This window comes from Janthinobacterium sp. BJB446, assembly GCF_002735655.1.
Classification (GTDB): Bacteria; Pseudomonadota; Gammaproteobacteria; order Burkholderiales; family Burkholderiaceae_D; genus Janthinobacterium; species Janthinobacterium lividum.
The window spans coordinates 3,458,374-3,482,042 of sequence record NZ_PDZK01000001.1 but is presented as its reverse complement, the minus strand read 5'-3'; the positions used below and the strand labels follow the sequence as shown (position 1 = coordinate 3,482,042).

At 61.2% G+C, this 23,669-nt stretch carries 24 protein-coding genes and 1 tRNA gene; 16 read left to right on the top strand and 9 right to left on the bottom strand.

Annotation, left to right across the window (positions count from 1 at the left end; all coding sequences use genetic code 11):
- The first annotated feature begins 3 nt into the window (after window positions 1-3).
- From CSQ92_RS15425 to CSQ92_RS15415, 3 genes are all read left to right on the top strand, one after another.
- Complete coding sequence (locus tag CSQ92_RS15425; protein WP_099394494.1) at window positions 4-696, top strand: hypothetical protein; 693 nt, start codon at window positions 4-6, stop codon at window positions 694-696.
- Between the two features lie 104 nt (window positions 697-800).
- Entirely contained in the window at window positions 801-1,532 is a 732-nt protein-coding gene (locus CSQ92_RS15420; protein ID WP_099394493.1) for a BON domain-containing protein, read from the top strand.
- Window positions 1,533-1,689: 157 nt separating this feature from the next.
- Window positions 1,690-2,982 (top strand): MFS transporter, encoded by a 1,293-nt coding sequence (locus CSQ92_RS15415; protein ID WP_034786573.1) that lies wholly within the window; start codon window positions 1,690-1,692, stop codon window positions 2,980-2,982.
- A gap of 157 nt (window positions 2,983-3,139) precedes the next feature.
- Here CSQ92_RS15415 and CSQ92_RS15410 read toward each other — a convergent pair whose 3' ends face one another.
- On the bottom strand, window positions 3,140-5,296 hold the full coding sequence (locus CSQ92_RS15410) for an alpha/beta hydrolase family protein (protein WP_099394492.1): 2,157 nt from the start codon (window positions 5,294-5,296) through the stop codon (window positions 3,140-3,142).
- 173 nt (window positions 5,297-5,469) lie between these two features.
- On the opposite strand from CSQ92_RS15410, the gene CSQ92_RS29215 reads away from it, so the two are divergent.
- Both CSQ92_RS29215 and CSQ92_RS15400 read left to right on the top strand, forming a co-directional pair.
- Complete coding sequence (locus tag CSQ92_RS29215; RefSeq protein WP_218964048.1) at window positions 5,470-6,516, top strand: lysozyme inhibitor LprI family protein; 1,047 nt, start codon at window positions 5,470-5,472, stop codon at window positions 6,514-6,516.
- 3 nt (window positions 6,517-6,519) lie between these two features.
- A complete protein-coding gene (locus CSQ92_RS15400; RefSeq protein ID WP_070281352.1) occupies window positions 6,520-7,023 on the top strand; it encodes a hypothetical protein in 504 nt (167 codons plus the stop codon).
- On the opposite strand, the gene CSQ92_RS15395 is transcribed toward CSQ92_RS15400, so the two are convergent.
- The gene (locus CSQ92_RS15395) at window positions 7,024-7,434 is read right to left on the bottom strand and encodes a hypothetical protein (RefSeq protein ID WP_099394491.1); all 411 of its coding nucleotides are present in this window, start codon (window positions 7,432-7,434) and stop codon (window positions 7,024-7,026) included.
- 235 nt (window positions 7,435-7,669) lie between these two features.
- On the opposite strand from CSQ92_RS15395, the gene CSQ92_RS15390 reads away from it, so the two are divergent.
- Window positions 7,670-8,509, top strand: a complete 840-nt coding sequence (locus CSQ92_RS15390) for a hypothetical protein (RefSeq protein ID WP_143450370.1) — start codon at window positions 7,670-7,672, stop codon at window positions 8,507-8,509.
- A gap of 42 nt (window positions 8,510-8,551) precedes the next feature.
- Entirely contained in the window at window positions 8,552-9,868 is a 1,317-nt protein-coding gene (locus CSQ92_RS15385; RefSeq protein WP_143450369.1) for a caspase family protein, read from the top strand.
- A 73-nt stretch (window positions 9,869-9,941) separates the two neighbouring features.
- On the opposite strand, the gene CSQ92_RS15380 is transcribed toward CSQ92_RS15385, so the two are convergent.
- The 4 genes from CSQ92_RS15380 to CSQ92_RS15365 form a co-directional block, all read right to left on the bottom strand.
- Window positions 9,942-10,017, bottom strand: a tRNA-Lys gene (locus CSQ92_RS15380).
- A gap of 68 nt (window positions 10,018-10,085) precedes the next feature.
- Window positions 10,086-11,843, bottom strand: coding sequence for a GspE/PulE family protein (locus CSQ92_RS15375; RefSeq protein ID WP_180277014.1), 1,758 nt, complete (start codon window positions 11,841-11,843; stop codon window positions 10,086-10,088).
- Window positions 11,844-11,890: 47 nt separating this feature from the next.
- Window positions 11,891-12,679, bottom strand: coding sequence for a spermidine synthase (locus tag CSQ92_RS15370; protein WP_099394487.1), 789 nt, complete (start codon window positions 12,677-12,679; stop codon window positions 11,891-11,893).
- A gap of 130 nt (window positions 12,680-12,809) precedes the next feature.
- A complete protein-coding gene (locus tag CSQ92_RS15365) occupies window positions 12,810-13,322 on the bottom strand; it encodes a glycine zipper 2TM domain-containing protein (protein ID WP_034785134.1) in 513 nt (170 codons plus the stop codon).
- Window positions 13,323-13,723: 401 nt separating this feature from the next.
- Between CSQ92_RS15365 and CSQ92_RS15360 the strand changes: the two genes are divergently transcribed.
- From CSQ92_RS15360 to CSQ92_RS15340, 5 genes are all read left to right on the top strand, one after another.
- On the top strand, window positions 13,724-14,122 hold the full coding sequence (locus CSQ92_RS15360) for a barstar family protein (protein ID WP_034785135.1): 399 nt from the start codon (window positions 13,724-13,726) through the stop codon (window positions 14,120-14,122).
- A gap of 156 nt (window positions 14,123-14,278) precedes the next feature.
- Window positions 14,279-14,887, top strand: coding sequence for a phosphoribosylglycinamide formyltransferase (gene purN, locus CSQ92_RS15355; RefSeq protein ID WP_034785137.1), 609 nt, complete (start codon window positions 14,279-14,281; stop codon window positions 14,885-14,887).
- Window positions 14,888-14,908: 21 nt separating this feature from the next.
- A complete protein-coding gene (locus tag CSQ92_RS15350) occupies window positions 14,909-16,228 on the top strand; it encodes an RsmB/NOP family class I SAM-dependent RNA methyltransferase (protein ID WP_099394486.1) in 1,320 nt (439 codons plus the stop codon).
- A 125-nt stretch (window positions 16,229-16,353) separates the two neighbouring features.
- The gene (locus CSQ92_RS15345; RefSeq protein WP_099394485.1) at window positions 16,354-17,712 is read left to right on the top strand and encodes a mechanosensitive ion channel family protein; all 1,359 of its coding nucleotides are present in this window, start codon (window positions 16,354-16,356) and stop codon (window positions 17,710-17,712) included.
- A 133-nt stretch (window positions 17,713-17,845) separates the two neighbouring features.
- Complete coding sequence (locus CSQ92_RS15340; RefSeq protein WP_034785142.1) at window positions 17,846-19,054, top strand: DesA family fatty acid desaturase; 1,209 nt, start codon at window positions 17,846-17,848, stop codon at window positions 19,052-19,054.
- Window positions 19,055-19,194: 140 nt separating this feature from the next.
- Here the strand turns inward: CSQ92_RS15340 and rpmG are convergent, their stop codons facing one another.
- The 3 genes from rpmG to radC all read right to left on the bottom strand — a co-directional run bounded on the left by rpmG (window position 19,195) and on the right by radC (window position 20,543).
- Entirely contained in the window at window positions 19,195-19,362 is a 168-nt protein-coding gene (gene rpmG, locus CSQ92_RS15335) for a 50S ribosomal protein L33 (protein WP_010400929.1), read from the bottom strand.
- 22 nt (window positions 19,363-19,384) lie between these two features.
- On the bottom strand, window positions 19,385-19,621 hold the full coding sequence (rpmB, locus tag CSQ92_RS15330; RefSeq protein WP_010400928.1) for a 50S ribosomal protein L28: 237 nt from the start codon (window positions 19,619-19,621) through the stop codon (window positions 19,385-19,387).
- Window positions 19,622-19,868: 247 nt separating this feature from the next.
- Window positions 19,869-20,543, bottom strand: a complete 675-nt coding sequence (radC, locus tag CSQ92_RS15325; RefSeq protein ID WP_070256677.1) for a RadC family protein — start codon at window positions 20,541-20,543, stop codon at window positions 19,869-19,871.
- Between the two features lie 275 nt (window positions 20,544-20,818).
- On the opposite strand from radC, the gene CSQ92_RS15320 reads away from it, so the two are divergent.
- From CSQ92_RS15320 to ispH, 4 genes are all read left to right on the top strand, one after another.
- A complete protein-coding gene (locus CSQ92_RS15320) occupies window positions 20,819-21,271 on the top strand; it encodes a hypothetical protein (protein WP_143450368.1) in 453 nt (150 codons plus the stop codon).
- Window positions 21,225-21,989 (top strand): LamG-like jellyroll fold domain-containing protein, encoded by a 765-nt coding sequence (locus tag CSQ92_RS15315; RefSeq protein ID WP_099394483.1) that lies wholly within the window; start codon window positions 21,225-21,227, stop codon window positions 21,987-21,989. Before CSQ92_RS15320 ends, CSQ92_RS15315 begins: the two co-directional genes overlap by 47 nt.
- Window positions 21,990-22,123: 134 nt before the next feature.
- Window positions 22,124-22,579 carry an FKBP-type peptidyl-prolyl cis-trans isomerase gene (locus CSQ92_RS15310; RefSeq protein WP_070224501.1) on the top strand — a complete coding sequence of 152 codons (456 nt, stop codon included), beginning with the start codon at window positions 22,124-22,126 and terminating at the stop codon, window positions 22,577-22,579.
- A 9-nt stretch (window positions 22,580-22,588) separates the two neighbouring features.
- Window positions 22,589-23,536, top strand: a complete 948-nt coding sequence (gene ispH / locus CSQ92_RS15305) for a 4-hydroxy-3-methylbut-2-enyl diphosphate reductase (protein WP_034785166.1) — start codon at window positions 22,589-22,591, stop codon at window positions 23,534-23,536.
- Window positions 23,537-23,669 lie beyond the last annotated feature (133 nt).

The window sequence follows — 23,669 nt, the reverse complement described above, 5'->3', positions numbered from 1 at the left end:
CCCATGCCAAATCCGCTCTTGCTGATGAGCTTGCTCATCGTTTTTTCTCCTGTGTCCGCCGTGGCTGCCGCCAAGCTCACCGACCTGGAAACCCGCTGGCTGCAGGCGGGCCAAGCCGTCATCGCGTTTGCGCGTGCACAAGGCTTGCCCATCGATATCATCGTGCAGCCGCAGGATGCCCTCGGCGCCGTGCCGCTGGCGCTGGGCTACGCGGCAGGGCGCTGCAAGCTGGTGCTCTCCTTGCGCGGCAATGCGCAGGCGGCCAGTGTCCTGCAAGGCGTGCCGGCTGCGCGCCACGGCCTGATGATGGAAGCGATGACGGCGCATGAGATCGGCCACTGCCAGCGCTATGCGCAGGGCGACTGGCATGCCTTGCCACGCGGCTTTGTCGAGCCGCGCAGCATGCAGCGGAGCCAGCTGACACCGCTGGCGCAGGAGCTGCGCGAGACGCGCCGCGAAGAGGCCTATGCGGATCTGGTAGCACTGGCGTGGATGCATGGACGCCACCCCGGGCAATATCAGGATGTGCTGGCCTGGATGCGCGGCGTGCGCGCGGCTGGCGATGGCGCAGGCGGTTCGCACGCCACGCAAGCCTGGCTGGCGCTGGCCGCTGGCGCGGGTGCATTTGATGAGTCCGTTTCACCATTTGAACAGGCGCAAGTATTGTGGCGGAAGGGTTTGAGCGGCGACAAATAAGCGATGATTTTTATGCGAATGGACTGTCAGCGTGTGCTGTCGCACGGAGCTTTGCGCGCGGCAGGGGTCTAATCTGGGCATCAACTAACCAGAGAGGAACCATCATGAATAAAATGATCGCACTCATGCTGGCCGGCAGTGCCAGCGCCCTGCTTGCCGCCACGCCCGCGTATGCGCAGGATGCCTCGTACAAGAGTTTGACGGACAAGGCATCGGCCGACTACAAGCAGGCCAAGGCCGCCTGCGACAGCCAGAGCGGCAACGCGAAAAAAGTCTGCGTGGAGGAAGCCAAGGTGGCACGCGCCAAGGCCGATTCGGACGCCGTGGCGCAATACCGCAACACGCCGCGCGAACTGGGCAAGGCCCGCAAGGATGTCGCCAATGCCGAGTATGACTTGGCCAAGGCCAAGTGCGGCGACCGCACGGGGGCCGATAAAACCACGTGCATGACCGATGCCAAGGCGGCGAAAACGGCCGCGCTGGCCGATGCCAACACGGGCGCCAGGGCCGGCACCAACGTGGCGCAAAATCCGCCCGCCACGATGAAGGAAAACTGCGACGCCATGGATGCGGCGGCCAAGGCCGCCTGCGTGACGCGCAATGCGGCCGGCAGCACCAAGACGGCCGTGGCCGACTCTGTCATCACGACGAAAATCAAGGCTGACCTCGTCAAGGACAGCGACTTGAAAGCACTCGATGTACACGTGGAAACGGTCAACGGCGTCGTCATGCTCAGCGGCTTTGTGCCTTCGCAGGCGCAAGTGAAAAAAGCCGCCGACCTGGCCCGTGGCGTGGAAGGCGTGACGGATGTGAAGAATGGCTTGAAGGTGAAGTAAGCCGCATTCTGTCGATGCGTTAAAGCCGGGACTGGAGCCGCACGCAGCAGTGTGGCTCCAGTTTTTTTTGATTGTATAAATTACGATCATAATATAACATGGGAAAAATCCAGTCGGCTGATGCTGGCCGGCATTCACTTTTTCTCATGAGGACGGCATGCTTTCCCTATCTTTTTCGCAATGGCTGGAGCGGCGCGGCGTGCACTTTGCCTGGGTCATCGTCGCCATTACTTTCCTCACCGCCTTGACGTCGTCGGCCGCGCTGGGTTTGCCGGGCGCGCTGATGCAGCCCTTGAGCCGCGAGTTCGGCTGGGATGCCGAGCAGATTTCCTCGGCCCTGGCCGTGCGCTTCGTGCTGTTCGGCCTGATGGGGCCGTTTGCCGCCATCCTGATGGAGCGTTTCGGCTTGCGCAATGTCATCTGTGTGGCTCTGGGCCTGATCGCAGCGGGCATGCTGCTGGCCACGCGCATGACGCAGTTCTGGCACCTGGTCGCCCTGTGGGGCATCCTGCTGGGTCTGGGTTCGGGCATGACGGCGCTGGTCTTGAGCGCCGTGGTGGCGAACCGCTGGTTCGAGACGCACCGTGGCCTGGTGGTGGGCGTGCTGACGGCCAGTTCGGCCACGGGCCAGCTGCTGTTCCTGCCCGTGGGCGCCTGGCTGATAGAACACTACGGCTGGCGCACGGCCGTCATGCCCGTGTTCGCCGCCTGCGCCATCGTCGCCGTGCTGGCCTTCCTGTGCATGCGCAACCGCCCGCAAGACGTGGCCTTGCGTCCCTACGGCGCCGACCCGGCCACGCCCCTGGTGGCGGCGCCGGCGGCGACAATGACGTTTGCCACGCCGTTCATGATCCTGCGCAGCGTGGCGGCGAACCGCACTTTCTGGATATTGTTCGGCACGTTTTTCATCTGCGGCCTCAGCACGAATGGCTTGATCCAGACGCATTTCATTTCCCTGTGCGGCGACTCGGGCCTGTCAGCCGTGCCGGCCGCATCCGTGCTGGCCATGATGGGCGCGTTCGACCTGTTCGGCACCATCCTGTCCGGCTGGCTGTCGGACCGCTATGACAACCGCAAGCTGCTGTTCTGGTATTACGGCTTGCGTGGCTTGTCGCTGTTCTGGCTGCCGTATTCGGAATTCACCTTGTACGGCCTGTCCCTGTTCGCCATGTTCTACGGCCTGGACTGGATCGCCACCGTGCCGCCCACCGTGAAGCTGGTAGGGGCCACGTTTGGCCGGGAGCGGGCGGGCATGGTCTTCGGCTGGATATTCGCCGGCCACCAGCTGGGCGCCGCCGTGGCCGCCTACGGCGCGGGCCGCATCCGCACCCTGATGCTGACCTACAATCCTGCCCTGTTCGCGGCCGGCGCCGCCTGCCTCGTCGCCGCGCTGCTGGTGCTGGCGATCCAGCGGCAGAAGGCGGCCGTGGCCTCCGCCCAGCCCGCATGAAAAAAGCCAGGCCCGCGTGAGCGGAGCCTGGCTTTTTCATTTTTTCAAGTTTTCAAGAACGCCTCAGAACACGTTCAGGGCAAGGCGCATTGCCGAAGGCAGTACGAATAGTACGACTAGGCAATGCAACGCCGCCATGAACTGTTCTGTGGTGTTCTTATTTTAAGTATTTGGCCAGCCAGCCCTCGACTTCGCTGTAGAAGAAGCGGCTGTTCTCGCCCTTCAAGATCCAGTGGTTTTCGTCCGGGAAGACCAGCAATTTCGCCGGCACGTTCAGGCGCTGTTGCACGGCAAAGTTCATCAGCGCATTGTTGGCCGGCACGCGATAGTCGAGTTCACCCACGGTGATCAGGATCGGCGTGGTAAAGCCCGTGCCTTTTTCGTGGTTGCCCGCTTGCATGACGGGGCTTTGGTCGCGCCACACGGGCAGGTTGGACCAGACGGGGCCGCCCGCATTCGTTTCACGGCCGAAACCGCCGTCGCTGGTGCCCCACTGCATGATCAGGTCCATTTCGCCCGCGTGCGAGACGATGGCCTTGTAGCGCGTGGTGGTCGCTTGCAGCCAGTTGGCCAGGTGGCCGCCATAGCTGGCGCCGCCGGCGGCCAGTTTCGTGCCGTCGATAAATGGATATTTCTTGATGGCTTCATCGACACCCTGGTTGACTTCGTCGCCCGGGCCCTTCAAGGGGTCGAATTGAATCGAGCGCGAGAATTCCTCGCCATAGCCGGTGGAACCCTTGTAGTCCGTCAGCAGCACGACATAGCCGGGCTTGGCCAATAAATGATAGTTCCAGCGCAGCACGAACTGGTCGCGCCACATGCTGGCCGCGCCGCCGTGGATGACGGTAAACAGCGGATATTTCTTGTTCGGATCGAAATTGGCCGGCTTGACGAGCATATTGTGGATCTGGCGGCCGTCGGCCGTGGTGAACCAGAAGTGCTCGGGCGCCTGCCAGTCGATTTTACTTGCCTTGTCCGTGTTGAAGGTCGTCAGGCGCTTCGGCTGCTTGCCGTTGAAGGCGTAGATTTCCGGTGGATTGATGGCGGATTCCCACACGCCCACCAGGGCCTTGCCGCCGCTGCTCAGCGAGTTGATGGTACCCGTCGGCAAGGATGGTTCCTCGCGCACGTCGCCACCCCTGGCGTCGATCGAGTACAGCTTTTCCAGGCCAGCATGTTCATAGCTGAAGATGACGCGCTTGCCGCCTTCGGGCAGCACAAAGCGCGAAATCGAGCGGTCCAGCTTGGCCGTCAGGATGGTCGGCGCAGGGTTGCTCATTGGCCAGGCGAAGCTGGCCAGGCGTTTCACGTCATACACTTTGCCCGGCGTTTGCGCGTCGCTGAGCGCGAACAGCGTCTTGCCGTCGGCCGCGAATTTCAGGGAGCCGTAGCTGTGCTTGTCCTGCGTCAAACGTTGCGCTTCACCGCCCGCCACGGGCAGCAAGTAAAGCTGGGAGTAGACGGCCTCGCGCTGGGCCGCATCGCGGTTGGTGGCCGCGTTGAAGACGACGGCCTTGCCGTCCGGCGTCCAGACGGCATCCAGCGATTGTCCTTCGTCGCCCTGGCCGCCGCCAAAGCCTGGCAGGGTGACCAGTTGCGTGCCCGACAGGATGTCGCGCGGGGTTGCCGCGGCGTCGGCGTCGACGATGAACAGCCGCACCTGCTTGTCGGTCAGCCATTTGTCGAAATAGCGGGGCGCCGTCGTTTCATACGAACGGGCGCTGTATTTGCGCTCCTTGCGCTCTTTCGCGCTTTGCTTGACGTCGGCTTCCGTCTTGTTGCCTGGATAGATATCGCTGATGAACAGCAATTGCTTGCCGTCCGGGCTCCATTTCGGCATGCGCGCGCCCAGGGTGAGCGAGGTCAGGCGCTGCGCTTCGCCGCCAGCAGCCACGTCGAGGCGATAGATCTGTCCCGCTTCATCGCCATCGCGCTTGGCAACGAAGACCAGCTGGCGGCTGTCCGGCGACCAGGCCACGGCGCTTTCGCCGCCCTTGGACGAGGTCAGGCGGCGCGCGGGGCTGTCGTCAAGCAGCGACTTGATCCACAGGTCCGACGATTGGTCTTGGCTGGAGTAGGCGCTGTCGACCACGGAAAACACGGCCCACTTGCCGTCCGGGCTGGCGACAGGGGCGCCCACCCGTTTCATCAGCCACACGTCTTCATGCGTGATGGCGTGTCTGGCTTGCGTTTGCGTGGCGGCAACTGGGGTGGTGGCCTTGGTATCGGCGGCGTGGACGGTCGTTGCCAGCGAGGCGCAGGCCGCTGCGATCAGCAGGGAGCCGAGGGAACGGCGAAGACGGGGTGAGGTCATGGGCGTGGTCCGGTAGTGAAAAAAGTACAGCGGGCAACATTATTGCCCATCGTTTCCTGCACTGCCAAGGCTGTGTACCGTTACTTACCACGTGGGACGGCCGCGTATCGGGCGGGCGCGCCATGGCTGATCAGTTAAACTTGTTCTTTTACTGATGCTACCTGTGGCCGGCCATGAAAATTAGTCTACCCTTATTGAAAACGATATTGCTGGGCGCGAGCTGCCTGCTGGCTGCCCCGGTTTTTGCCGCGGCGCCCGCACCGTACCCGAATACCAGCGCCATGGGCGTGGGTCACGCGGAAAGCACAGCCTGGTATGCGGGTTGCCTGAAGGTCAAGGATGCGGCGCCGCCGTCTGCCGACCTGCCGGCGCCGTCCGCCGTGGCATCGCTGCAGCAGTGCCAGGCAACAGACCTGTATTACGATACCAAGAGTATGTCCTCGCCCAAGCCGGCGGACTGGCGTCCTGCGCGCCATTGCGCCATGGCCACGCAGAACAGCGCTGTCCTGATGATGCTGTACCAGAATGGGCAGGGCGTGCAGAAAGACCCGTTGCTGGCGCTGAAGTACGCGTGCAGCATCGATGCGGCGCCGGCCGAGATGCAAGGGCGCATCGAACACTTGCAGAAGATCAATGCCAGCGGACGCGGCATGATCGATTTGTGCGACGACATCACCAGCGGCTACATGATGGGCGTGTGCAGCGCCATCGATGCGCGCCAGAAACAACGCGTGCGCACGCAGGCGACAGGTAAAGTCAGCGCAAGCATGCCTGCCGCGGCGCAAGCGTCGCTGCAAAAACTGCAGGCGGCAGCAAGCAAGTTTGCCGATGCGCGCGCGGCCAATGAAACGGACTTGAGCGGCACGGCCCGCGCCGCCCTGAGCATCGCCGCCCGCACGGCCGAGCTTGATCTGCTGGCGCACGATTTGCGCGAGTACGAAGCGGGCAAGCTGCCAACCAGCATGTCCAAGGAACAGGCGGCGGCGCTCGACAAGGAACTCAACGCCATCTACGGCAAGCTCATGAAGAAGCCGGCGCAAACCCATGCGGGCGCCGTGGGCAAGGATGGCATCCGCGCCACCCAGCGCCTGTGGCTGGCATACCGCGATGCGTGGATGAACTTTGGCGCCGTGCGTTACCCGTCCGTGACGAGCGAGACCTGGGCCGCCCTGCTGACGTCACGGCGCAATGTGCAACTGCACGACTTGCTGGAGAATTGAAGCATGCGTGAAGCCTATTATCACGAAGATGATTTTTGCATGATCGAACTGCTGCCGCTGGATAATTTGCAGCACTGCCTGACGCAGATGGGCGAGCAGCAGGCATTTGCCGACGCGCACCGCAGCGGCGCCGGCTGGACGCAGATGTACGTGCCCGAGGCGCCGCCATCGCCGCTGCGCGTGCTGGGCCTCACGGCGGACCAGTTGCGCCTGGCGCTGGCCGATGCCTTGCCGCCCTACGACGCCGTGTATACGGGCTACAGCAGCTACCGGGTGGAATGCAAGAATGTGCTGGCCTTTGGCGGCGAGACGACGGAGACCCTGTTTGCGGGCCTGGACGACGACGGCATCGTGTGCGACCTGTGGTGCAGCGACGCCATGCCTGAACTCATGCTGCTGCCCTTGAAAGAGCAGTTGCTGCTGGCCGACTGGGGCGCAGGGTTGGCGTGTCCGCTGTCCGATGGGGAATTGTTTGCCCGGTATCTGCAGGAATACGAACTGGGCTGATTACTCGCAGGCGATGGCGTTTGGCTGAGCCACCTTCACCACCGACGCCAGGCGCGCCATGTCGTTGCCATCGCCTTGCTCCACATACGGTTGATAGTTGTCGATGACGATGCGCGCACGCGCTTGCCAGCCGCAATTGTCGGCCTGGCGCGCAGGCACGCGCAGCAGCCGGCGCGCCTCGCCATCGTTGGAAAAGCAGAACCACGCATCGTGCGTGGCGGCAGGGCGGGGCAGGCGGCCCCACTGCGCCTTGTCGGGCGCGAAGCAGACGCGGTTGCCGATGATCTGCAGGCTCATCTCGTCCGTGCGCGCGCTGTACTGGCCGTCGAGCACGATGGGCGTTTGCGCCTGCGCAAGCAGCGGCAGTGCGCACAGCAGGAGATGGGTGGACAGCAGGGCGGCAAGTTTCACGGTGTATCTTTCCGGATCGGCATGGGATGCACCAGTATAACTGCCATGCGCGGCTATGCTTCAGCAAAAGAGCATGGCCTGACACAGCAAGCACAAGTGCAATAAACTGTGTATTTTCAAATAATAAATATCTGTATATTGAAGTGCATCAATGGCGCGCTGCGCGCCATCCTGCATAGTTTTTCCAGCAAGTGGCGTGTCGCCATGTTTGCCGGACACTAGAGGAGAGCATGCGATGCATTCCAGACGAGAGTTTGTTGGCGCGGCGGTCGCGCTGGGAGCCTTGGGCCTGCTCGCTGGCGGCAAGGTGCTGGCGCAGTCGGATGCATTCGATACCTTGCTGCGGCAGGCCATCAACGATCCGTCGCTGCTTGAAGCGACGCGCACTAGTCGCGAGGGCTTCGGCGAGCAGTACGAATCGCGGGCCATTGCGCCGCGTACTCCCTTGTCTTCGCGGGCAATCTCGGAAGCCGCCATCACGCTCATTACCACCTTCGAAGTGACCGACCGCGCGCGCTACGAGGCGAAGTTCCAGCAGCCGATCTGGCCTGCCGGCGAGTCGGGCGTCACGATAGGCATTGGCTATGATTTGGGATACGTCACGGCCGACTGGCTCAACGAAGACTGGGAAGCCCGGCTCGCTGACGGCGAACTGGCAACATTACGCAAGGTCTGTGGTTTGACGGGGGGAGAGGCCCGTGATGCCTTGGCGCAGGTACGCGACGTAGCGGTTCCCTGGGACATCGCCGATCAGCAGTTTCGTACGCGCCTGTTGCCGCGCTACGTGGCGCTGACGCTGGCGCGCCTTCCCAACACGGACAAGCTGTCCAATGACAGCCTGGGCGCGCTTGTGTCGCTGGTCTACAACCGCGGCGCCAGCTTCCGCAAGGATGGCCCGCGCTATCGCGAGATGCGCATGATCCGCCAGCACATGGTCAACGAAGCCTACGATGCCATCCCCGCCGAGTTGCGGTCCATGGCGCGGCTGTGGACCGACGTGCCGAATATGCGCGGCCTCGTGCTGCGGCGCGAGCTTGAGGCCGCGCTGTTCGAGCGCGGCCTGAAAAGCGCTTAGACCCGCCCCGGCATCCACCCTGGCCAACCGAGGAGTGATATCGTGCATCCGCTCAAACGCATCCTAGCCCTGCTCTGTATCCCCGTGTCCATGCTGCTGGCCTTTCCCTGCCAGGCACAATCCGGCCCGCCCAAGCGTGTCGCCTTATTGATCGGCAACTGGGATTACGACCAGAACGGGAAATTCGATCCCACGCCATCGGGCGATTACATTGCCGACCTCAAGAATCCCTGCAGCGATTCGGATCTGGTCAAGAGCCAGCTGGCCAAATTCGGGTTCGAGATCCATGACTATTGCAATGTGGACCAGGCGACCTTCAACGCCCGTGTCGCCGACTTTGCCAGCAGCCTGTCGGACTTGCCCAAGGGATCGATCGTCTTCCTCTTTTATTCCGGCCATGGCATGCAGTATCACGGCCACGCGTTCACGGTGCCGGTGCTGTTCCGGATGGATCATGCCGCATTCAGGAAGGACGATGACCTGGAGCAGTTCAAACTGCTGCAAAAGAATGCCAACAACGTCGCCGAGATGCTGCAGAAATTGCCGGATGATAAGAATGTGGCACTCGTCGTGGCATTGGACAAATGCCGCGACGTGCCGGTCGACGAAAAGGTCACCTACAGCGAGGCCGTGTCGATCCGCACCGGGCCGAACACGCTGATCCAGTACGCCACCACCGCCGGCGACCGCACGCCCGACAACGACGGCAAGGGCCATAGCGCCTATGCGCTGGTGTTGGCCGACGAACTGTCGAAAGGCGGCGACATAGGCGATATCATGGCCGCCGTAGGCATCCGCGTCTGGCGCCTGTACGACAGCGGCAAGCGCGACACTTATGCCGAAACCAACGTTGGCCCTGCCTTCTCCGCCCTGAAGTTCAATCCGCTCAAGGCCGGCATGTCAGCCGCGCCGCGCAACGTGGCGGCGACCGTCAGCCGCAAGCGCCTGATGGTGCGCGATCGCTACGATGGCGTCACGCTTGACATCTTCTGGTGTGAAGGCGATGGCGAGCAGGCGCGCTATGCCTTTGCCACGTCGCTGGCGCGCGACATTGCCATGCGGGCCAGAGAGTTGGGCGTGGGACGCGTGATGGTCAAGCCCCTGTCGCAAGACATGAACAATAACAATGGCTACAACGTGCATCGCAACATCATGCGCTACGACCAGGCCTATCCGCTTGAGCGGGAAATGCTCTTCAAGATCGCCAGTGCCTATCCGGTCGGTAACTTCCTTCCGCAGCGCGGCGTCGGCGTCAATGGACAGGCGACCCAAAACTATGTGTCGGCATTCGTGTGCGGGCGGCTGGCCGACGGGAGGGCTGATGTGGCTGCATTGGAGCATGCCAGCGGCAAGCGCTAAGCTGGGCAGGCGGCAAGCGCAAAAAAGGGCTACGCGCCGAAGCGGGTAGCCCTGATCTGTACTGCTGTATTCGTGGTAGGCCGTGCGGGATTCGAACCTGCGACCAACGGATTAAAAGTCCGCTGCTCTACCAGCTGAGCTAACGACCCGAAAGAGGCCGCATTATATATCAGTTGAAAAAGAATGCAAAGCATTCCTGTGAGAAAGTGCTGGCCAGCTAATGCAGGGCTGCCGTGAGCTTCAGCACTTCGTCGATGCTGGTCGTGCCATCGATGATCTTGCGGGCGCCGGCGATGCGCAGCGGCGTCATGCCGTCGAGGATGCTCTGGCGGCGCAGGGCATGCAGGTCGGCGCCTGCCTTGACCAGCTGGCCGAACGTTTCCGTCACGCCCAGCAGTTCATAGATGCCGGCGCGTCCCAGATAGCCGCTGTGCCGGCACAGGGCGCAGCCGACGGGGCGGTACGTGGCGGCCGGCCGCTCCAGCTGGCCGCCCGTCAGGCGCTGCCACGCCGCGGCACCGGGAGCCGTGTCCAGCTGCTTGCAGCCCGGACACAGGCAGCGCAGCAGGCGCTGCGCCAGCACGCCGGCCAGGCATGCTTCCAGCAGATACGCGGGCAAGCCCAGTTCCAGCAGGCGCATGACGGCCGAGGGCGCGTCGTTGGTGTGCAGGGTCGACAGCACCAGGTGCCCCGTCAGCGCCGCCTGGATGGCCATCTCGGCCGTGGCCAGGTCGCGGATTTCTCCCACCATGATGATGTCGGGGTCTTGCCGCATCAGCGCCCGCACGCCATCGGCAAACGACAGTTCGATGCCGGCCTGGGTTTGCACCTGCATCTGGTTGAATGCCGGTTCGACCATTTCGATGGGGTCTTCCACCGTGCACACATTGACTTCGCTGCCGGCCAGCGCCTTCAAGGTGCTGTACAGCGTGCTGGTCTTGCCCGAGCCGGTGGGACCCGTCACCAGCACGATGCCGTGCGTGCGCGCCGTCAGCTGGCGCCAGCGTTCGGCGTCCGCCGGCGGAAAGCCCAGCTCGGCCAGGCTCTTGACGGCCACTTCCGGGTCGAAGATGCGCATGACGAGCTTTTCGCCGAAGGCCGTGGGCAAGGTCGACAGGCGCAGCTCGATTTCCTGGCCCTGCGCATTGCGCGTCTTGATGCGCCCATCCTGGGGGCGGCGCTTCTCTACCACGTCCATACGCCCCAGCAACTTGATGCGCGCCGTCATGGCCAGCAATACCACGGGCGGCAACTGGTAGGCCTGGTGCAGGCGGCCGTCGATGCGCAGGCGCACGAGGCCCGCGTCGCGCTTCGGTTCCAGATGGATGTCGGAAGCGCGCTGGGCAAACGCGTATTGCCACAGCCAGTCAACGATGCGCACTACGTGCTGGTCGTTGGCGTCGAGGCTGCTCTTGTTGCGTCCCAGCTCCACCAGTTGTTCGAAATTGTGGCGCAGCGCCAGGTCTTGCGTGGAGGCTTGCCGGGCCACCTTGACGGAACTGGCCAGGCTGAAAAATTGCGCGATGGCGTCGGCGATGTGCAGCGGGTTGGCGATGACCAGGCTCAGCTTGCGCGGCGCCAGGTTTCCCAGCTGTGTCTGCCAAGCGAGCGCATATGGCTGGGCCGTGGCAATGACGATGCGCTCTGGCGTGCTTTCCACGGGCAGGATGTTGAAGCGGGCCGCATAGCCGGCCGTCATGACGTCGGCCACCTGGCTGAAATCGATGTGCAGGGGATCGATGCGCACATACGGCAGGCTGGAGCGTTGCGCCAGCCAGGCGCACAGGGCATCGAGCGTGAGTGCGCCGTGGGCGATGCTGCACAGCGGATGCAGGGCGGGTGCCGGCAGCAGGGCGGCCTGGGCGTCGATGGCGGCCGCTTGTGCCGCATCGAGCAAGCCGTCTTCCTGCAGCCAGGCCAGCAACTGCGGCAGTTGCAGCGGCGTGTTGGGCGACGGGGAAGGGGAAGCGGGCATGGCCGGCGCCTTTCCGGGCTGCCGGCCTTGCCTGGACTTGCCGGCGGTTACAGGGTGCTGACGATGCCCTTGACCCAGGACTTGGCGGGCAGCTTGGTCTCGGCGACGATCTGCTTGGCGCGTTCGAGCAGGGCGGCTTGCGCTTCCGTATCGAGTGCCACTTTCGTCTTGAAAGCGATCGCCACCACGTTCCCATCATGGACTTCCGGCAGGCAGATCACCTGTTCAAACGCAAACTTCATCGCCTTGATGTTCTTTGCGTAGCTGGGATGGTCGCCGAACAGGTTGACCGTGATGATGCCGTGCGGCGCAAGGCAGGCGCAGCAGGCTGAATAGAACTCGGCGCTGTCGAGCACGGGGCCGCGCGCCGTGGCGTCGTACAGGTCCACCTGCAGGGCGTCCAGGGTGCCGTGGTTGGCATCGTCGTTGACGTAGTCGAGCGCATCCATCTCGCGCACGTGCAGGCGCTCGTCGTTGGGCGGCAGCTTGAACATCGAGGCGCAGATGGTGATGACGGACGGGTTCAGTTCGATGGCCTCGACCTGCGCCTGCGGGAACTGGCGGTAGCAGAACTTGGTCAGCGCGGCCGTGCCCAGGCCCAGCTGGGCGAGGCGCTGCGGCTGTTCGATCCACAGCATCCACGCCATCATCTGCTGCGCATACTCGAGCTCCGGCCAGTCCGGCTTGCGGATGCGCATGGCGCCCTGCACCCATTCCGTGCCGAAATGCAGATAGCGTACGCCATCCATTTCCGACAGGGTGACAGGGGCATAGCGGGGCTTGCGCGCCGGGCGCGAGGATTCGACTTGTTCGATGGATTTTCGTTTGATAAGCATAAGGCGGCCTGAAAGTGTGCCGCATTATAGCCCGCGCCGGGGTGCCATAAAAAATGCCGGCCCCATGAGAACGACTGGGACCGGCATTTTAAATTGCTGTGCAACGACGCGCAGCAGCTTATGTCAGGCGTTACTGTTGAGCAGGCTCGATCGAGACGCGCAGGCGGATGCGTTCGCCCGGATCGTAGGACATGATGCTCGTGTAGTTGCGGCCGCGGTAGTCGTAGGTGACCTGGTAGCCATTGTTGCGCGACTCCCAGTGGTCGACCTGACGGCACTGCTTGACGGCTTGTTCCTGCATGCCGCCCTGGTAATTGTTCTGGTTGTCGACACGGTCGCCGACGACGGCGCCGGCAATCGCGCCAGCGGCTGCCGCAGCCGTGCGGCCATTGCCGCCACCGACCTGGCTGCCGAGCAGGGCGCCGGCGATACCGCCGACGATGGAGCCGCCAGCGCTGCGCTGTTGCGGCGGGGCCTGGACTTGCACGTATTCCGTGCGGCATTCCTGGCGTGGACGGTTGATCTGTTCCACTTGCGGCACGACGCGCACGACCTTGCCGAAATCTTCAAAGTCGGCGGCCTGGGCGAGTGGCAATGCACCGATACAAAGGGCTGACATCATCAATTTGGCTTGCAAGTTCATTTGTAACCTCGTTATGTAGAGAATCTTTCAGGGTATTTTTTACAACTTGGGACTATAGTAATCCCGCCAGACGGGGACAAGTGTTTCGCATGGCAACAAAATGTAACAGCCCAAGCCCCTTGCCCCACAGTCTGTAACATGCACTTTCAATCGATACAAGATGTTGAAATGACTTGAAACCAGCGGTTTGTAACAAATCTTGCGTTTGACATCATATTCGGGTTGATTCATGCAGGACAACACGTTACCCTAATACGCGTATGGCTTATATAAAATCGCACTGAATCGCATAAAAGTTGATACAGATCGAATCACCGCGTGCGCATTGACCCGCGTGCGGGGATGCAATAAGAAGAGCAGCTAGAAGAGATCCATACATAACAGGTCGATTTGAGGGAAAAATGAGTTTGTTACTAACCGTGCCGCCCAACCTTGTCCAGTCCATCCGTGCCTTTCGCGTGACCGAATTACAAGACGAGGCGATCCGTCTCGGGCAGCACTTTTTATATGCGCATTGCAACGCTGGACAGACCAAACAACAAGTCATCGGCATTATTGCAGAAGCATTCCTGTTTCCGAAAAACCTGGCGAAGAATTTCGATGCCCTGCGCCTGTGCCTGACGGACACCATGTCCAAGGCCGGCACGCAGACGGGTTTCCTGGTGGTGCTCGAGCAATTGCCAAATACGCAAAAATTCGACAAGGAAGCGCGCGAGATTCTGCTCGACGTATTCCGCGACGCGGCCGACTACTGGGCCGAGAAGAAAGTCCCGTTCCGCGTCTTCTATTCGTTCGAGTAAATACTTACTCTTGCCGCGGCGCCGTCACACCGGCTTCCCGCGCAGGTGAGAATCGGCCTCTTCGGGCGGCTGCGGCGCGCCGGCGCCCATGTTGCGCCGCAACAATAATGCCGGCCTTTCTAGATTCGCATCGCCATAGCGGGTACAATGCGCGCTATGAAAAATATCGTTATCCTCATTTCCGGACGCGGCAGCAACATGGAAGCGGTCGTGCGCGCGGCGCAAGCCGAGCAATGGCCAGCCCGTATTGCCGCCGTCATCAGTAACCGGGCCGATGCCCAGGGACTGGTTTTTGCCGCGGAACACGGGATAGCGACGGCAGTCGTTGCCAACAAGGATTATGCCAGCCGCGAACAGTTCGATGCGGCGCTGCAAGCCGTGATCGATGGCTTTGCCCCCGACCTGGTCGTGCTGGCCGGTTTCATGCGCATCCTGACGCCGCCCTTCGTCGAGCATTACGCGGGGCGCATGCTCAATATCCACCCGTCGCTGTTGCCGCTGTTCCCGGGCATGGCGACGCACCGCCAGGCGCTCGAGGCGGGCGTAACGGAACACGGCGCGACCGTGCATTTCGTGACTGCCGAGCTCGATCATGGCCCGGCCGTGGCGAGCGCGAAAGTCCCCGTCTTGCCAGGCGACACAGAAGAGAGCTTATCGGCGCGCGTGCTGGTAGAGGAACATCTGCTTTACCCGCGCGCCATCCGCCTGTTCATTGACGATAAACTGTCAGTCGAGCATGGCCAGGTCCGCGTGGACCCTCAATAAAATATTACAGGAAGAATAACAATGAGATTGCCACCAGCGATACTTGCCAATGCTGAAGAAGTATTGCGCGAAATTTTACGTTTCACGGCCCCGGCCGACACCACCCTGTCGCGCTATTTCCGCGACCATCCGCGCCTCGGTTCGCGCGAACGCGGCGCCATCGCCGAAGGCATTTATGCCGTGCTGCGCAACAAATCGTTCTTCACGGACTTCGCCGAAGCGGGCAGTGGCCCGACCATGCGCCGTTTGACCATCCTCGGCCTGGCCGAAGCCGTCGGCGCCGACTCCTTGGGCGGCCTGACGGAGGAAGAAGTGGAATGGCTGGAACGCATCACGCAGATCGACCGCAGCCTGATGCCGTCGAATATGCGCGCCAACATGCCGACCTGGCTGTTCGATAAATTGATCGCCCAGTTCGGCGAAGCGGAAACCATGAAGCTGGCCGATGCGCTGAACGCGCCGGCGCCGCTGGACTTGCGCGTGAACTCGCTCAAGGCCACGCGTGAGGACGTGATGCTGGCCCTGGCCGAAGCGCCTATCCTCAGCACGCCGACGCCGTATGCCCCGCTGGGCTTGCGCGTGATCAAGAAGCCATCATTGCAAAACCTGCCATTGTTCCAGAGCGGCGCCATCGAAGTGCAGGATGAAGGCAGCCAGATCCTGTCGCAAATCGTCGGCGCCAAGCGCGGCGAGATGGTCGTCGATTTCTGTGCCGGCGCGGGCGGCAAGACCCTCGCATTGGGCGCGCTGATGCGCAACACGGGCCGTTTGTACGCATTCGACGTGTCGGAAAAGCGTTTGGCCAAGCTGAAGCCGCGCATGGCCCGCAGCGGCCTGTCGAACGTGCATCCGGTGCAGATCGCGCATGAGCGCGATGCCAAGATCAAGCGTCTGGCCGGCAAGATCGACCGCGTGCTGGTCGATGCGCCATGCAGCGGCCTGGGCACCCTGCGCCGCAATCCGGACGTGAAATGGCGTCAGCAGCCGAACTCGATCGTGGAATTGCAAGCCAAGCAGGCAGCCATCCTGGCCGGCGCGGCGCGCCTGGTCAAGGGCGGCGGCCGCCTGGTGTATGCCACCTGCAGCTTCCTGAACGAAGAAAACGATTTTATCGTCGAGCAATTCCTGGCGGCCCATCCGGACTTCACCCTGGTGCCGATGAGCAAGGTGCTGGCCGAACAGAAGATCGAGCTGGAAATGGGCGACTACCTGAAATTGTTGCCGCATCTGCACCAGACCGACGGCTTCTTCGCCGCCGTCTTCGAACGCAAGGTCATGCCGAAAAAAGTCTACGCCGATGAAAAGCCGGCCGACGACGTTGACGCTGAACCAGCCGAATAAGGCTGTCACGGGCCGCCGCTGCAGCATCGCAGCGGTGGCCATGCACTTGCGCCGGCCTGTCTGGCGCAAGCTGTGGGCACCCCGCCCGGTTATTCCCCCGCACCATCTTCCAGACTCCATCCGCCATGAACGAAACCCCGCTGCTCAACCTGATCACTGACTTTGTCGACGATTTCCGTCAACCGGCCATCCTGTGGCAGGCGCTGGTCATCGTCGCCTGCCTGGCGCTGAGCTGGCTGCTGGTGCGGCAGTTGCGCGTGTTCCTGCACCAGCGGGCGGAAGCGGCCGCCACGCCGGCCACGCCGGAAACCTTGCAGCGCACCGATAGTTTTATCCGCATCCTGACGCCCGTGCTGGCGGCCATGCTGCTGGGTATTGCGCAGCATTTCCTCGCCAAGTTCCAGTCGGTCAATCTGCTCAGCATTGCCATCCCCCTATGCACCTCGATGGCGCTGGTGCGCTTCGGGTTTTATGTGCTGCGGCGCATTTTTGCCCGCCATGGCGACATCAGTCCCACCATGCTGCTGCTGGAAAAGATATTTACAGTCGTGGTGTGGGCCGGCATGGCCCTGTACATCACGGGCCTGTGGCCGGAATTGCATACCTTCCTGGAAAGCATCGTCGTGCCGCTGGGACGCAACAAGGTGTCCGTGGCTGCCATCTTGCAAGCCGCTATTTCCGTGGCCGTGCTGCTGGTGCTGGCCATGTGGGCCGGCACCTCGCTCGACGAGCGCCTGATGAAAATGCAGGGCCTGCACACTTCCTTGCGCGTGGTGATGTCGCGCATGGGCCGCGCCGTGCTGATCCTCGTTTCCGTGCTGGTCAGCCTGTCGCTGGTGGGCATCGACCTGACGGTGCTGTCCGTGTTTGGCGGCGCCTTCGGCGTGGCGCTGGGCTTTGGCTTGCAAAAGATCGCCGCGAACTTCGTGTCCGGCTTCATCATCCTGCTGGACCGCAGCCTCACCATCGGCGACATGATCACGGTAGGCCAGTTCACGGGCAAGGTCACGCAAATCAATACGCGCTATACTGTGTTATTGGGGGGCGATGGCGTTGAATCCATCGTGCCGAATGAAATGCTGATTTCCGGCGGCGTGCAGAACATGTCGCTGAGCAACCGCATGGTCTGGCTGTCGACGGCCGTGTCGGTGGGCTATGAAACGGATCTCGATATCATCTTCCCCTTGCTGGAAGCGGCGACGGCCAAGGTGCCGCGTGTGTCGCAAAGCAATCCGCCATCGGCCACCCTCGTGCGTTTCGGCGCCGACGGCCTCGATGTGCAGATCGGCTTCTGGATCGCGGACCCGGAAAACGGCACCGGCGGCGTGAAGTCGAATGTGAACCGCGCCATCTGGCGCACCTTGCAGGAACATAAGGTCACTGTACCGTTTCCGCAACGCGAATTGCGTATTGTTGGTACGCCTCCTGCCCCGCTCGCCAGCGCGGCAGAGGGTGAGTCCGCCCCATCCGGCACCCAGCCTTAACCTCGCTGCCTGCCTCCGATTTTGCCTGACCGCACCCATTAGGGCGTACAATCACGCCTAAAATTAACTCTGCCGGACCTCCAGAATCACTGGAGCGACCGTGCGCACGCCCTGTCCACTTGGAGTAGCAGTAATGACATTGAGTTCCGTTTTACACGACGTTTTGCAGTTCATGGCAACTGGCATTACCGATCTGTCCGCATGGCAAGTTTTCCTGTACACCATGGTGGTCACGCATATCACGATCGCCAGCGTCACGATTTACCTGCACCGCCATCAGGCCCACCGCGCGCTGGAATTGCACGCCATCCCCAGCCATTTCTTCCGTTTCTGGCTGTGGCTGACGACGGGCCAGGTGACCAAGGAATGGGCGGCCATCCACCGCAAGCACCACGCCAAATGCGATACGGAAGAAGATCCGCACAGCCCCGTGACGCGCGGCATCAAGAAAGTCTTCTGGGAAGGCGCCGAGCTGTACCGCGCTGAATCGAAGAACATGGAAACCATGGCCAAATACGGCCACGGCACGCCGACGGACTGGATCGAGCGCAACCTGTACACCAAATACAGCTGGCTGGGCGTGGTGTCCCTGTTCGTCATCAATTTCATCCTGTTCGGCGTGATCGGCATTTCCGTGTGGGCCGTGCAAATGATGTGGATCCCGATCACGGCAGCCGGCATCATCAACGGCATCGGCCACTACTGGGGCTACCGCAACTACGACTGCGCGGACGCGGCCACCAACATCATTCCGTTCGGTATCCTGATCGGCGGCGAAGAGTTGCACAACAATCACCATACCTATGCGACGTCGGCCAAGCTGTCGTCGAAATGGTATGAAATCGATATTGGCTGGGCGTATATCCGCGCGCTGGAAATGCTGGGTCTGGCCAAGGTGAAAAAGCTGGCGCCGGAGCCGAAGTTCTCGCACGGCAAGCTGGAAGCGGACTTCGAGACCTTGCAGTCCGTCATCGCCAACCGCTACGACGTGATGGCCAAGTATGCGAAATCGATCAAGCATGCCTGGAAGGAAGAGCTGGAACACCTGAAGCACAAGGCCGAGCTGGAAAAGCGCTTCCTGAAATCGTCGCGCAAGCTGATGCAGCGCGAGCCGGGCAAGCTGGCCGATGCGCATCACGAACAGTTGTCGGAATTGTTCCAGCACAGCAAGGCGCTGGAAACCATGCACCACATGCGCGTGGAGCTGGGCGCCATCTGGGAGCGTTCGCACTTTACGCGCGAGCAATTGCTGCAAAAGCTGCAAGACTGGTGCACGCGTGCCGAAGCGTCGGGCATCAAGTCGCTGCAAGATTTCTCCCTGCGCCTGCGCAGCTATGCCTGAGTAAGCCGTCGCGTCATATCAAGGCCCTGGTTTCCAGGGCCTTTTTTTCGTCCACGTAGAAGGGGAGAACGGCGAGATGAAAATCAGGGCGAAAAAAAACCGCTCATCGGAGCGGCTCTTTTTACAGAACACAATATCAATTACTTGATTTTGGTTTCTTTGTACGTTACGTGCTTGCGTGCTTTAGGATCAAATTTCATGATCTCCATTTTCGCAGGCGTCGTACGCTTGTTTTTGGTGGTCGTGTAGAAGTGACCCGTACCGGCGGTCGATTCTAACTTGATTTTGTCGCGGCCTGATTTTGCCATGATAGCTCCCTTATTCTGCTAATTAGACTTTTTCGCCACGAGCGCGCATATCGACCAATACGGCGTCGATGCCGACTTTATCGATGACGCGCAGACCGGCGTTGGACAAACGCAGGGAGACCCAGCGGTTTTCAGATTCAACAAAAATACGACGATTCTGCAAGTTAGGCAAAAAACGACGTTTGGTTTTGTTGTTTGCATGGGAAACATTGTTGCCGACCATCGGCTTCTTCCCAGTGACTTGGCAAACACGTGCCATGGCGCACTCCTTAAAGATATTCCAAATTGGAAAAACGAGAGTATATCCAAAATAAGCCGATTTATCAATGACTTGCGAAAAACAATTGTGTCATGTTGTATTGAAATAATTTAACAATTTGACTTTTCCCCTTCGTCATAGGGGGAAGCACTGGTAAACAGTGCTGTTTACTGTTAGATAAGCGTCTTGCTGCTGTCACGTATGTCCTTGTTTACACATGGTTAACTGCTGCCTGGCCAGCCCCGGCCTAGATCTGGCCGTGTTCCGAGAAGGAATGTACTTGCCGCCCGGCCACGACGAAATGGTCGAGGATGCGCACGTCCACCAGCGACAACGCTTGCACCAGCGCGCGCGTCAGCAACAGATCCGATTCGCTGGGCTCCGGCGTGCCGGACGGGTGGTTGTGCGCCAGCATGACGCTGGCCGCGTTGTGCAGCAGGGCCTGCTTGACCACTTCGCGCGGATACACGCTGGTGTGGGTGAGGGTGCCGCGAAACATTTCCTGGGTGGTGATCAGGCGGTTCTTGACGTCCAAAAACAACACGTGGAACGCTTCATGCGCCAGGTGGCCCAGGGTCAGGCGCAGGTAATCCTTGACGGCGTGCGGCGAATTGAGGGCTTGCCCCGCCTGCAAGTCCTCGATGATGGCGCGCCGCGCCAGTTCGAGCACGGCTTGCAACTGGGCAAACTTGGCGCTGCCCATGCCGTGCACTGCGGAAAAACTCACGAGGCTGGCGCCAAACAGGCCACGCAGCGAGCCGAAGTGCTCGACCGTGTCGCGCGCCAGTTCCACGGCGCTCTTGCCGCGCACGCCCGTGCGCAGGAAGACGGCCAGCAATTCCGCGTCCGACAGCGACTGCGCGCCATCCTCGATCAGGCGTTCGCGCGGCCGTTCGCCGGCCGGCCAATCCTTGATGCCCATCTTGCCTCCCGTTCGCGCCCGGCTCGTCGTGGCGCCTGCCAACGATTGTCGCGCCTTCCCCGGGCGGCCATGCTGCGCTAGCTCGTCTTCATGGCGAATCATATGAAAAAAACAAAAACCAAGATGCCCGGCCTGGCCATTTTCAAGCGCTATGATTTGCCTGTCGTTGCATTCCATGCAAGTTTCAACTGCGGGGAGTCAGGGCCCTGAACTCAATGTCTTCCACTTGTTTTACAGGAGTCGTCATACCGTACATCAAAGTTGTCAATGGATTCATGCAAGAGTTCAACGCCGCCGGCGTCAACACGGGCAAGGTCAGCGGCATCGGCCTCAATGCGCACGCGTATCTGGAGCGCCGTCAATGGAGCGCTACCGCACCGCTGGCGCCGGAAGTGGAACATCCTGATTACAGTACCGATTTGCCTTATCTTGCGGCCAACGGCTTCAAGTACATCCAAGTGATGGTGGCGCCATTCAACGGCAGACAGGCTGCCGGTACGAGCTATCAGGTATGGGACTACGTTGTCGGCGAGCCGAGGTTTGCCACCGACAACACGGTCGTGGACCTGAGAATTCAGGATAAATATTGGGAGGCAAGACAACCTGCATGCCTTGCTGAGCGCCATACGCCGTACGGGCGTGCAACTGGCATGCTATTGGGCCTGGAATGCGGGGAAAACCATGGAGCGCGCCGGTTTGAACCTGGTGGAGACGCCGGGGTACAGTAACAAACGCAAGGCTGTCTGGGACGCCTTGCGCGGCCAAGATGCCATGCGTCCAGCACCGCCCAAGCCTTGTTTCGGCGTGACGAAGACCTTGCAATTCAAGCCTGGCCTGCTGCTCACCGTGCCGTCGTCCGTGCGCTACGAGAGCGCGGATTTTTCGCTGTCGTATTGCATCCGGCAACAGGACTTCTCCTCGACCGTTGCTCTGGCGCAGGCTTTTATCGCGCATCAGGCGAACAAGAAAGGATGGGGGCTGCTGACGCAGGATATCAAGACGTTCCTGTATTTATTCAATGGCGTTGGCGACAATGGCCTGGGCGCCAACAGCAATGGGCATGGCTTGAAGGTGGACATTCCCAACCGCTGGTTCCGCTGTACTTATACTGTGAAGCATGATGGACGCATCAGCCTGTATGTGGATGATTTCCTCATGTATCAGAGTTTGCAAAACATGGCGCCGCCATTCTTGAATGCCGCTGGCGCCCCGCTGGTGATCGGCCGCGCCGTGCATGCGCAGGAGCAGGGCACGCCAGCCTGGCAGTTGTCGGACGTCATCCTGTACGACCGCGTGCTGACACCGAAGGAAGTGTATGACTATGGCCAGTATGGCATCGTGCACCGGCCCGTGGGACGCTGGAAGCTCGACGGCAACCTGGAGGACAGCTCCGGCTTCGGCAATCACGCCAGCACGGCGGGCGGGTTGACGTACTTCAACGTCTGATTCGCCGATCCGGCGTCGGATGTGTTGCGCGGCCATGTTTTTTGACAAAAGCATGGCCGCGCCAAGATGGCATGGGGCGCGCAGGCTCAGGGTGGCTTACAATATCGTTTTGCACCAGTTACTTGAAAACTACTATGTCCAACGAGCAACCAGCAGTCGTCACCGAAGCGGCTTACCTCACCCTGCATTATCGTCTTGCCACTGTTGACGGTACTGACATTGTCACGACCTTCAGCGGCAATCCCGCGACCTTGATGCTGGGACAGGGCCAGCTGGCGCCGTTCCTCGAGCAGCGCTTGCTGGGCTTGCCTGAAGGCACGCACCAGACGTTCGAGCTGGCGGCCGGCGAAGGCTTTGGCGAGCGTAATCCCGAGCTGGTGCAGTCCGTCTCGCGCGCTACCCTGGACGAGAACTCCGTGCCCGGTGCCGACTACAAGATCGGCGACCTGGTCGACTTCGCCGCCCCGGGCGGCGGCCGCTTTGCCGGCGTGCTGCGCGAAATGCGCGAGGACTCGGCCCTGTTCGACTTCAACCATCCGCTGGCTGGCCAGCCGCTGCGCTTTGAAGTCAAGCTCATTTCGGTCCTGTAAGGAGTAGCGATGGATAAAGAACTGTTACTGGCCCAGCCCCGCGGTTTCTGCGCTGGCGTCGACCGGGCGATCGAAATCGTCGAACGCGCCTTGCAGCAATTTGGCGCACCGATCTATGTGCGCCATGAAATCGTCCACAACGCCTATGTGGTGGCCGACTTGCGCAACAAGGGCGCCATCTTCATCGACGACCTCGACGACGTGCCTGCTGGCAATACGCTCGTGTTTTCCGCCCATGGCGTGTCGAAAGCCGTGCGCGCCGAGGCGGAATCGCGTGGCCTGAGCATTTTTGATGCGACTTGCCCGCTGGTCACCAAGGTGCACATGGAAGTGGGCAAGATGCGCCGTGAAGGCCGCGAGATCATCATGATCGGCCACGATGGCCATCCCGAGGTCGAAGGCACCATGGGCCAGGCCGATATGGGCATGCATTTGGTGGAAACGCTCGAAGATGTGGCGAAACTGCAGGTCGCCAATCCGGAGAGCCTGGCCTATGTTTCGCAAACAACGTTGTCAGTTGACGACACTAGCGACATTATTGCGGCCTTGAAAGCGAAATATCCGAATATCGCCGAGCCGAAAAAAGGCGACATTTGCTACGCCACCACGAACCGCCAGGAAGCCGTGAAATTCATGGCCCCGCAAGTGGAAGTGGTGATCGTCGTCGGCAGCCCGAACAGCTCGAATTCGAACCGCTTGCGCGAAGTGGCCGAGAAGATGGGTACGCCAGCCTATATGGTCGACAATGCCTCGCAAATCGACCCCGCCTGGCTGGAAGGCAAGCTGCGCGTGGGTGTGACGGCTGGCGCCTCGGCGCCCGAGGTACTGGTGCAGGCCGTCATCGACCGCTTGAAAGAGTGCGGCGTGCGTAGCGTGCGTCCGCTCGACGGCGTGCAGGAAGCCGTCACGTTCCCGATGCCGAAAGGCCTCGATGGCATCAAGCGCGACGTCGCCTGAGTCCGTATGGCTGTTGAGTATCGATGAAATAGTTACCTCAAAACCGAATTTAATTCGGAAATGATCGATTTATTCCAAGCTTAGTTTTTGCAAAAGATCGTTATGATTGCCTCAAGCTTGAATATGTTGTCGT

Bases quoted from the DNA above. Each gene is read 5' to 3' on its own strand.
- CSQ92_RS15425 (WP_099394494.1), top strand. From the start codon at position 4: ATGCCAAATCCGCTCTTGCTGATGAGCTTGCTCATCGTTTTTTCTCCT.
- CSQ92_RS15420 (WP_099394493.1), top strand. From the start codon at position 801: ATGAATAAAATGATCGCACTCATGCTGGCCGGCAGTGCCAGCGCCCTG.
- CSQ92_RS15415 (WP_034786573.1), top strand. From the start codon at position 1,690: ATGCTTTCCCTATCTTTTTCGCAATGGCTGGAGCGGCGCGGCGTGCAC.
- CSQ92_RS15410 (WP_099394492.1), bottom strand. From the start codon at position 5,296: ATGACCTCACCCCGTCTTCGCCGTTCCCTCGGCTCCCTGCTGATCGCA.
- CSQ92_RS29215 (WP_218964048.1), top strand. From the start codon at position 5,470: ATGAAAATTAGTCTACCCTTATTGAAAACGATATTGCTGGGCGCGAGC.
- CSQ92_RS15400 (WP_070281352.1), top strand. From the start codon at position 6,520: ATGCGTGAAGCCTATTATCACGAAGATGATTTTTGCATGATCGAACTG.
- CSQ92_RS15390 (WP_143450370.1), top strand. From the start codon at position 7,670: ATGCATTCCAGACGAGAGTTTGTTGGCGCGGCGGTCGCGCTGGGAGCC.
- CSQ92_RS15375 (WP_180277014.1), bottom strand. From the start codon at position 11,843: ATGCCCGCTTCCCCTTCCCCGTCGCCCAACACGCCGCTGCAACTGCCG.
- CSQ92_RS15370 (WP_099394487.1), bottom strand. From the start codon at position 12,679: ATGCTTATCAAACGAAAATCCATCGAACAAGTCGAATCCTCGCGCCCG.
- CSQ92_RS15365 (WP_034785134.1), bottom strand. From the start codon at position 13,322: ATGAACTTGCAAGCCAAATTGATGATGTCAGCCCTTTGTATCGGTGCA.
- CSQ92_RS15360 (WP_034785135.1), top strand. From the start codon at position 13,724: ATGAGTTTGTTACTAACCGTGCCGCCCAACCTTGTCCAGTCCATCCGT.
- purN (WP_034785137.1), top strand. From the start codon at position 14,279: ATGAAAAATATCGTTATCCTCATTTCCGGACGCGGCAGCAACATGGAA.
- CSQ92_RS15350 (WP_099394486.1), top strand. From the start codon at position 14,909: ATGAGATTGCCACCAGCGATACTTGCCAATGCTGAAGAAGTATTGCGC.
- CSQ92_RS15345 (WP_099394485.1), top strand. From the start codon at position 16,354: ATGAACGAAACCCCGCTGCTCAACCTGATCACTGACTTTGTCGACGAT.
- CSQ92_RS15340 (WP_034785142.1), top strand. From the start codon at position 17,846: ATGACATTGAGTTCCGTTTTACACGACGTTTTGCAGTTCATGGCAACT.
- rpmG (WP_010400929.1), bottom strand. From the start codon at position 19,362: ATGGCAAAATCAGGCCGCGACAAAATCAAGTTAGAATCGACCGCCGGT.
- rpmB (WP_010400928.1), bottom strand. From the start codon at position 19,621: ATGGCACGTGTTTGCCAAGTCACTGGGAAGAAGCCGATGGTCGGCAAC.
- radC (WP_070256677.1), bottom strand. From the start codon at position 20,543: ATGGGCATCAAGGATTGGCCGGCCGGCGAACGGCCGCGCGAACGCCTG.
- CSQ92_RS15320 (WP_143450368.1), top strand. From the start codon at position 20,819: ATGCAAGAGTTCAACGCCGCCGGCGTCAACACGGGCAAGGTCAGCGGC.
- CSQ92_RS15315 (WP_099394483.1), top strand. From the start codon at position 21,225: ATGGAGCGCGCCGGTTTGAACCTGGTGGAGACGCCGGGGTACAGTAAC.
- CSQ92_RS15310 (WP_070224501.1), top strand. From the start codon at position 22,124: ATGTCCAACGAGCAACCAGCAGTCGTCACCGAAGCGGCTTACCTCACC.
- ispH (WP_034785166.1), top strand. From the start codon at position 22,589: ATGGATAAAGAACTGTTACTGGCCCAGCCCCGCGGTTTCTGCGCTGGC.